This window comes from Neisseria sp. P0007.S010, from assembly GCF_051962875.1.
GTDB classification, from domain to species: Bacteria; Pseudomonadota; Gammaproteobacteria; order Burkholderiales; family Neisseriaceae; genus Neisseria; species Neisseria subflava_A.
Genome location: NZ_JBQCUX010000002.1, coordinates 275,914 through 282,968, shown reverse-complemented (window position 1 = coordinate 282,968; position 7,055 = coordinate 275,914). Strand labels below are relative to the sequence as shown.

Below are 7,055 nucleotides of genomic sequence, written 5' to 3'. Positions count from 1 at the left end.
ATTGTTCGATCGGTTGCCAATCAATCACCTGATCCAACTTCAATAGTGGGAAGCGGTCGATGTGTTTGGCAATCATGACTTGTGCGATTTGCTGGAAGAAGGTGCTCATGGAAAATCCTCTAAATATCTTGGTGGGAATTTAGGGGATTTTGGGGAATTTTGCAAAGGTCTCGGCCTTTTTGTTTTTGAATATTGTAAGTAATTGTAGAATTAAGAGAAATTGGAATTGATAGACTAAAATACTAGCATTATGAATTTAACATAATATAAATTATTTTCTTTTTTCCTATTCTTCTACAAATTCCGCTTATTGTTCCTATATGTCAAATGAGAATTAGTGATACTCTAGAGAGTGTGCTCATAGTACTCCAATTTTTAGTATAAAATCAATAGGTTTTAAGAGAAACTTGGCTATTTAATTTTACCTTACCTCTACTTCCTAATTTATTGTGTAGTGGAGTAGGAGAGATATAAGAATACCAAGTACCATCAAACTCTTGTGAAACAAGAAAGTGTAGGGGATAGCTAATTTATACTGCAAAGGCCGTCTGAAACATTAAGTTCAGACGGCCTATTTGCAAATTTTTTTAGCAAGTTGATAAGTTAAACTGTAAGAAATTTGCGAGTTAATCACATTATGAATATAAGATAATAATCTTACAAGAGATCATCTGGCTGACCTTTAATTTCAAAACCTATGCTCTATTTTAATTAGAAATTCATTCCGTTTATAGCGATTTAGCCAGGACGAGCTTTTGTTGTCAGTGTGTTTTACGGTGAGGATGGGTACGAAGCCGCGGAGGAAAGGGCGATCGAATTTGATGTCCAACTGGTAGGTGCGTTCGAAATCACGGCGGCGGGTTTCCAGCCAGGCATGGTAATCCTGATAGGCTGTTTTGCGCCAGATTGCCTGAAAGGTGGCGTCGATGCCGGATTCGAAACGTTTATTGACGCCCGCGCGCAGGCCGTGCCGGCGGTAGGAATCCACTTTTTCGCGGCTGTTTTTGCGCAGGTAGTCGTAGCCGCCGAATACCAGCCAGTCTTTCGGCAGGGCGTAGATGGCGGTGGTGAACAGAAGCGTCTGCGGGCCGTTGAAATGTTTTAATTCACCGCGGTAGCGGTCGTATTTGTGGTCGAGCTGCACGCCCAGCGAGGCTTGGTCGGAAAAGGTGCGGCTGTATGCCGTGCTGATGCCGGCGCTGCTGTCGCGCAGTTTCCCGCCCGACCATTCGTATTGCACCTGCGGGCCGATACTGAAGGAATGGTCTTTGCTCTGAAAACTGTAAGCGGGGCTGACGTTGATATTGTGTTCGCCGTATTCTTTGTTGCCGGGATAGAGCCGGCCCCATGCGTAGCCGCCCAGTTGCAGGCCGTGGTGGCCGTTGAGCGAAATGCGTCTGCTTAAGTTGGCTTCATATACCCACATCCGGTTTTTCAACGCATCGGGCGCGTAGGCGTCAAGCTGTTCGTTGCGGCAGGACAGCATTCCGGCATCGTCCAGAATCGGCTGCCCGTTCGAATCGAAACCGCAGCTTGTCTGATTGCGGACAACCGTCGTGCCCGACGACTGGTTTAAGTTGGTGTCGTAACCCGCGCCGAACGAAACCGAGCCGCTCCACGCATCGCGTTTCTTCAAAGCGTCGGCAAACACTTTGATTTTCTCATTGACGGCGGGCACTTCGGGAATATCGATGCCGTCGAACAATGCCGCCGATTCTTTGTTTTGTTTGTCTATAAACAGCAGCCGCGCCAAATCCAGGCGGCCGCGCAGAAATTCGGGATTTTTGCGGTAAAGCTCGCGGTATTTCGCCAGCGCGGCCTCCAAATCGTCGCGGGACACCGCCTGATTGGCCTCGGCAAACAGCACTATATCGGGGTCGTAATCATCCTGACGGCGGTAAATGTCTAACAGCCGAGCCGTTTCCTCTTCGTTTTGCGCGTTGACCGCCTTCATCAGCGACAACGCCAAATCTTCGCCGTCCTGCACTTCTCCCGCGCCGAATTCGATCGCCGTATTGTCCGCTTCGTTCCTTTCCTGCTGAGCGCGGCGGAGTTCCGTTCCCTGTTTGAGCTGCATGAAGCGGTCTTCCCTGTCGTCGGCAAACGCGTGGGGCAGCAGGCTGATAAAAAAGGGAAGGAGCAAAAGGCGTTTCATAAAATTCTTTCCTGTGTATCGGGCGGCTTTGTTTTTCAGACGACCTTTTCAAAGAAAAACTGACATTTCATCTTTACCGGGCAGAGCATTTTTTTATTTGAATGACGGGTCGTCTGAAAATGAGCTTCTCAAGCCCATCGAAACAGCACGCCTTCAAACTCACGGGCCGTTCGAAAAATACCGGCTTAAACGCATTGCGAAGCCCGATATTTCCGAACGGCCCTGTACGATGTGCATTGTGTGTCGGATGATTTGTGTTTTATAGGCGGACGGAATGGGAAACGACAAAAACTGTCCGCCTTATCGCATTATGATTCATTATTTGCCGGTTTTCGTACCGCCAAAGGCAGTGTTATAGGCATGGTTTAGGCCAAAATCAGCCACGCCCGCAATCGCTGCGCCTTGGTTGCCAAAGAAATGACCGTGGGCCGTACCGGCCACTTTGTTTGCCGTAGCCTTACCTGCAAATGAAGCCTGCGCCGTATTAATCGTGGCATTGTTGATGGCGACATTCAAACCTGTACGTTTCATTTCGCCGTTCAGCGTCCGCTTACCGAAATCAGCTTTCAACGTACCGTTTAAGAGGGCTGTATTTTGCGTATGATATTGGTTGATACCCTTAACCGTATAAGTGGCAGTACCCGTAGTCGGCAGATTGGTGGTTCGACCCGTGCCGCTGTAGAAGGCGGTGTAATTCGTGCCTTTGGTACCGACAGCCGCACCGGAAGGAACGGCAGACCAGTCGCCGAAGTAAACATCCATATTACCGACTTTAGAATAAGATAAACGGCCTAAATGGGAATGGTCGGGCATTCTTGGAATATTGTCCCAAACAATACCTTTCATACGGTACAGATTCGCGACCGTAACGCCGTTTTTGTCTTTACCCAAAATACCGTGAGCGAACGTTTTGACAAAAAATCGATTTGCCGTCGCATCAATTTTGGCAAAAGAAACAGGCTTGTTATTGGCAATACCTTTCTCTGGAGTTCCTGAGACAGCCTTGTTATCACTAACAAAAATGGAAGCTTTACCTTTATGCTCACCTTCGTTTTCAAGAGTAACACCAATATGCTTTACCCTTTCGACTTGAATCGATTTGGTCGTCGCACCAGTCGGGTTGGCTTGAAAACCTTTAGGCAGTGCAAACACAGAAGAAGCGGCAAACGCAACACTCAATACCGCAACGGTTTTTACGAGTTTCATAATTCACTCCAAAATAAAGTTTTACAAAATCAACGAACTTTCTCAAGAAGAATCTGAATCAAACTTACAAATCCGCCCTCTTGGAAAAGTAAGGTAAGTATATTCCTATTTTTAGGAAATAGAAACATGAATTATTATCATTTCTGAAAATTTACACTTCACTAATATCAGAGTTTTGATAATTGTATTTAGAAACTATTTTAGAACTTGCCCGTAATCCCTATCCTGATGGTTCTGCCCGGTGCAGGCAGGTAAGAACGGCTCATCGGGTCGAGGTAGTAGCGGTTGGTCAGATTGCTGCCCACAAGCTCGGCAGTCAGGTTCTTGCCGATTTTATAACGCAGGTAGGCATCCCATACCGCAACAGGCTGCCAGCGCATATCGTTATGCTGGGGCTTCATATTGTCATTCTGATATTTATTGCGCACATCGTAGAATGGCTGCCAAGCATCGTTGCGGTTTTCATAGACGCGGCTGTGGTAATGGAGGCGCACGCCTGTTTCCAGTTTGTTGGCAAGGAAACGGCTGCCCAATTCGGCATCAATCGACCAGCGTGGTTGAAGCGCGCTTGCCAGATAGCCCGAATCGGTCAAGCCGCCGTGGTTGCAGACAGGACGATTCATAGTCTTACCGTTTTTCACAAAATAGCTTGAATCAACCATGCCCTCTGTTGCGGATGTCCAAGTGAAATTTTCGTCGCACATTTTGTTTTTCAGGCTGCGGAATACGTTCAGGCTGCCGAAGACGCGTCCGGTATCGAAGCGGGTGGACAGCTCGGCACCACTGCGGATTTGTCTGTCGAATTGTTCGAATTCGAGATTGCTGTCCCTATCGATAACGTTTTTGGTCTTGTTATGGAAGTAGTTGATGCGGAAATCCGCTTTTTTCATTTTCGGTAACAGTCCCGTCAAATCATGGATGTAGCCGACTTCCCAGTTTTTGGCGTGTTCGGGCCGCCAGCCATAGCCCATGCGGTTGAATGAGCCGGCGGCAGTAGAAAAGCCGTAAGTCCCTTCAAAAATGCTGGGGTAGCGCAGGGTTTCGGTATAGCGCAAATAGGCGCGGCTGTAATCAGTAAAATTGACAGTGGCAGAAAATGCGGGTGCCCAACCGCTGCCTTTCTGCTTCATTGCCCTCTGTCTTTCGGCTTCGGTCATTGGCGTTGTGTAAACACTTGCACTGGCTGCGTAGTATTTAGGTACAAATTGCGGACTGTCTGGAATAGACGGGTCATATACAGGATTGGCGACTTTGGTGTGCAAATCAGGAATGCTGCCATTGGTAAGGGGATGATCCTGCATATTCAGACGGCCTTTATCGTCTTTCAACCAATAGAAATCCACCTTTTCATTAGGATTGACCCATGTTTCGCGATCATCTGTCAAAGTCGGAATATATTGCGAATTGACTTGAAACGAAGTCAGGCTAATTTGTTTACGTTTTTTTCTTTGTTCTGCGTATTCCTCTGTTTCATATAAAACTCCATAATCAAGACTGCCATTCGCCAAAGCATCGTCAATTGCCTTGTAATCCGCGTATTCTTGCGGCGTGGCAACCCTGCCGATCGAATATTTTATTCCCCTGTTCATTTCTAACGGATCGCCGGTCTTATTCGTGCCGCTTTCCAAACGTCTGCTTTTATCCTGAAGTTGGAAATTGGTATATCGCCCACCTGCCGTCAAAGTCAGCCAGCGGAAGGGTTCGTAGCGAAAATTAAAGCCCAGATTGTATTCACGCCGCTTGCCGTTGCGAGGTACACCGTATTGGTTCAATTCATAATTTGCCCTGATGGTGCTGTTTTCGAGTTCTTCCCGATATTTGTCGTATCCTCCCCGCTCCAGCTCGTCTGAAAAATCATTGCGCGATGTCAGTTTTTCATTTTGAAAATCGCCCATCAAAGTCAACGACAGTTTGTCGCTCAATTTCATACGGTTGGAGAATTGAAAGCCTGTACGGTTGTTACGGGCGTAATAGGCGTTGCCTTCAATAGTGTTGAACCTGCCGTTTGTATTGGGCGTTTCGGGTTTGGGCGGTTTTGGGACTTCAAAACCTGCATTCAGCAATTCTTGACGCTCTTCAGGCGTAGCTTTTTGCCATCTGTCGTACTCATCCCATGCTATTTGAAATTTGTTGTCCTCATAAACGGTATCGCCGGGTGAGCCACCTGCGGTATTGGTTTTGGATTTGGTGCGCGTTGTCCAAAGCGTGGCATCGAAATCTATCCAACGGCTGCCCTCGGGCTTCCACGAATAGTCGATATTGTAGGAACGCTGTTTTACCCATGCCTGCGGCCATTCGGCAATTTTGTTGAGGACGGACGCATCCCAACTGATGGGGCCGATAATGCGCGAAGGCATAATTTCGCCGAACGTGGAATCGGTATGGCGCAGGCCGAATTTGAGCGTTTGGCGGTTCGGCAGACGGAAGGTGGTTTTACCTACCCATGATTTGGTTTCGAGCGAGGTATTGCTGACTTCCCCGCCCGGATGATAAAAAAGTCCGATTTTTGAAATATCGGGTGCGCCCAGCATGTTTTCACTGCCGAAAAATTTCTCACCCTTGGCAGCGGCTTCTTCTTTACGACGTTTCAATTCGTCTAAAGTTTCTTGTGTCCAAGGACCGATATAACCGTAGCGTTCCGCGCCTTTTTTGCCGGAAAAATAATTGCCTTTACTGCGGTAGGCATAGGCAAGCATGGCATCGAAATTGTCCTGCTTGGTGGCGGCGGCAATGCGGTAGGCTTTATCCTCCCCAAATTTATTGCGTCCGTTGAAACGCTGGTCGATTCGGTCGGTATCGTCAAAAAACGAACGCCAAATACCACCCGTCGCTACTGCGGGAACAGGCAAGGTTCGATAATCGACTGAATGTTCATAAGCATTCTCACGCCTTTTGATGGAATTGTTGGAAGCCTCCGCCTTCACTTCAAAGCCGTATTTCTGCCCTTCGGGGACAATATCGTCGGCATCGATGGTTTTCAGGGCGACGGAGCCGCCTATGCCACTTTTCATATCACGGCTGAACGAGGGGCCTTTTTCGATAGAAACGCTACTGATGATGTTGGGGTCGACGTAGTTGCGGTTGTTTGCGCCCGCGTAGCCGCGCCAGACGGTAATCGCCTGCTCCGTGCCGTCGATGGTAACGGGAATCCGTCCTTGACCTTGCACACCACGTATATTCGGATCCAGCGCGCCGCTGTTGCGCGCGTCGCCGCTGTACACGCCGGACATACCGCTTAAAAGGTCGGATACGGTGTTGCCTTTGAAGGTTTCGACTTCGTTTTTGCTCTTGTAAAGATTGACGATTTCGCGGGTATAAACGCGGTTTTTACCGATTTCATCCTTATTTCGAGTTCCTTTGACAGTTATGGTATCGAGAATAACTGTCGAATTATCTGCAGCATAAACGGCAGGGACGAAACCAATGGCGGCGATGCAGGCGGAGAGGGTGGTGACTTTGATCGGTTGCATAGAATGAATCCATATAACTTGATTGGTAAGGCCGTCTGAATGAGACAGATCGAATAGATGCGATTACACTCTGACTAAAATAATACAAATAAGTTTGATTATTATTTATAATTTTATGAAATTCTAACTTGTTTTTAATAATATGGAAATGTTTTTTGAGATTTGATCAATAGAATAGGGAGGGGAAGCGGTAGAGATTATTGAGCCGCTATTTCGATTATGTG

General features: G+C 47.5%; 3 protein-coding genes and 1 pseudogene. All 4 read right to left on the bottom strand.

Translation table 11 applies throughout. From position 1 onward, the window contains the following. Window positions 1–109, bottom strand: a pseudogene (locus ACTHR7_RS02795) (IS5/IS1182 family transposase); the annotation flags it as partial. Between the two features lie 579 nt (window positions 110–688). Beyond that, window positions 689–2,155, bottom strand: a complete 1,467-nt coding sequence (locus ACTHR7_RS02790) for a surface lipoprotein assembly modifier (protein WP_049343865.1) — start codon at window positions 2,153–2,155, stop codon at window positions 689–691. A 318-nt stretch (window positions 2,156–2,473) separates the two neighbouring features. Continuing rightward, window positions 2,474–3,361 (bottom strand): Slam-dependent surface lipoprotein, encoded by an 888-nt coding sequence (locus ACTHR7_RS02785; protein ID WP_070735150.1) that lies wholly within the window; start codon window positions 3,359–3,361, stop codon window positions 2,474–2,476. A 200-nt stretch (window positions 3,362–3,561) separates the two neighbouring features. Continuing rightward, window positions 3,562–6,831 carry a TonB-dependent receptor domain-containing protein gene (locus ACTHR7_RS02780; RefSeq protein ID WP_070735149.1) on the bottom strand — a complete coding sequence of 1,090 codons (3,270 nt, stop codon included), beginning with the start codon at window positions 6,829–6,831 and terminating at the stop codon, window positions 3,562–3,564. Between the last annotated feature and the right edge of the window lie 224 nt (window positions 6,832–7,055).

What these genes read in the sequence shown, in the direction of transcription:
- ACTHR7_RS02790 (WP_049343865.1), bottom strand. Translation starts at nt 2,155, where the DNA reads ATGAAACGCCTTTTGCTCCTTCCCTTTTTTATCAGCCTGCTGCCCCAC.
- ACTHR7_RS02785 (WP_070735150.1), bottom strand. Translation starts at nt 3,361, where the DNA reads ATGAAACTCGTAAAAACCGTTGCGGTATTGAGTGTTGCGTTTGCCGCT.
- ACTHR7_RS02780 (WP_070735149.1), bottom strand. Translation starts at nt 6,831, where the DNA reads ATGCAACCGATCAAAGTCACCACCCTCTCCGCCTGCATCGCCGCCATT.